The 1,415-nt window shown below is 57.1% G+C and carries 2 protein-coding genes; both read right to left on the bottom strand.

The genetic code is table 11. The annotated features are described in order from the left end of the window. Positions 1-172: 172 nt before the first annotated feature. Entirely contained in the window at positions 173-1,060 is an 888-nt protein-coding gene (locus G451_RS0120345; protein ID WP_027185686.1) for a Mu-like prophage major head subunit gpT family protein, read from the bottom strand. A gap of 12 nt (positions 1,061-1,072) precedes the next feature. Continuing rightward, on the bottom strand, positions 1,073-1,415 hold a 343-nt coding region (locus G451_RS34660; protein WP_027185685.1), incomplete at its 5' end, for a hypothetical protein.

Below are 1,415 nucleotides of genomic sequence, written 5' to 3'. Positions count from 1 at the left end.
CATAACAGCCGGATCATCCATGCCCGCGCTCCCGCTGTCGTCGGCAAGCTGCAACAGCTCGTCTTCGGGAAGGAGCGCAATCAAGTCGTCGGAGAGAGCGTAAGCCATGCGTATTGTCCGTTTGGACTAGGTCAAACCTAGGTCAAAAGGGTTGAGACGAATCATTGTCCGATTAGGCAGCCGCCGACAGCCACGGCGAAACCAACGGTTCGGCCATACCTCGCCAAATATTACTCGTATTGTCGGCCAACTTTTCGGCCTTGAGTATTTCCAGGGCGTTTTCTTCCAACGTCGGTGGCACAACCAAAACATTCGGGCTAATGCCCAACGGATCACCGTTGTCATCCGTCTGCGACATCATGGCCGCCCGGGCTGCTGCAAATGCGGCAGGATCGAGCGTTTGCTTGCTCCCATATGCACATTGCCACAACCCAAACCCGGCGTTGCCCCGAGCCTCAACCGAGACGAGATATTCACCACGTTTAAACACGGAATCGGTCTGCGGATCATCCTGAACAACCATTTGCGGCTTTTTCCGGAGCTGCATGATAAGCGGCTTGAGCGCCTGGGTGGTGTCGAGGAGATACCAGGCCGTACCCGTCCCGCCTCCGGAGTTTGAGCAGGCTTTTCCCGCTATCGAATGATCCGTTGCAAAAAAGGCCTTGCCGTCATAGCAGGCGGTGGTCCATCCCTTGGAAAGCAATCCGAAAATCAACCGGTTCGGCCATGCCCCGGCAGCCCGGCCTGTGGCCTTGGCCTTGAGGCCATATGCGCCGATCCGATCATCTTCCAAATCATTGCGCTTCACCGCAATCGTGCTTTCAAAATCTTTGTTGACGACGGTATATTTGAAACCGGAGAGCTGTTTGATGATTTTATCGCCGATCCACTCCCGCAATGCCGGGAAATCGGAAATCCAGGTGTAGTCTTCGATAGCTGTCGTCGACGGCAGGATATCGGCAATCGTTTCGTAATCCGAGGGCACGCCGCGCAAGGCGGCCTGGAATTCCGTTTTCAGGCCGCGATACACGGCGGCCAAATTCGCTTTATTCACCAACATGATCGTCACTCCTTAGATCCGCACCCAAGCGTAATCGCTGTCGACGCCGACGAGATTACCCGCTGCAATGCTATTGACGCCGCCGTCGGTGCTCACGGTCTGATCGTCTTCGACGTACACCGACCCGACATCAGCGTTTGTCGGTGCATTGGCAGCCGACAAGGCCAGCCCAAACACGCCGCGCCGGGCAATAACGCTGACGTCTCCGGCCGCGCCCCCAGTATTGTCTGCCCGGGCAAAAGCGACGCCCACCACGGTCAATCCGGCCGCATCCGCAGCCGGAACCGCGTAGCCGCTCGAATTCACCGCCACCATAGATCCCATATAAATCACGGTGTCGGCCGCAACCGGGAAG

Source organism: Desulfovibrio inopinatus DSM 10711, assembly GCF_000429305.1.
Taxonomy (GTDB): domain Bacteria; phylum Desulfobacterota; class Desulfovibrionia; order Desulfovibrionales; family Desulfovibrionaceae; genus Alteridesulfovibrio; species Alteridesulfovibrio inopinatus.
This window is presented reverse-complemented; position numbering and strand designations above follow the sequence as displayed.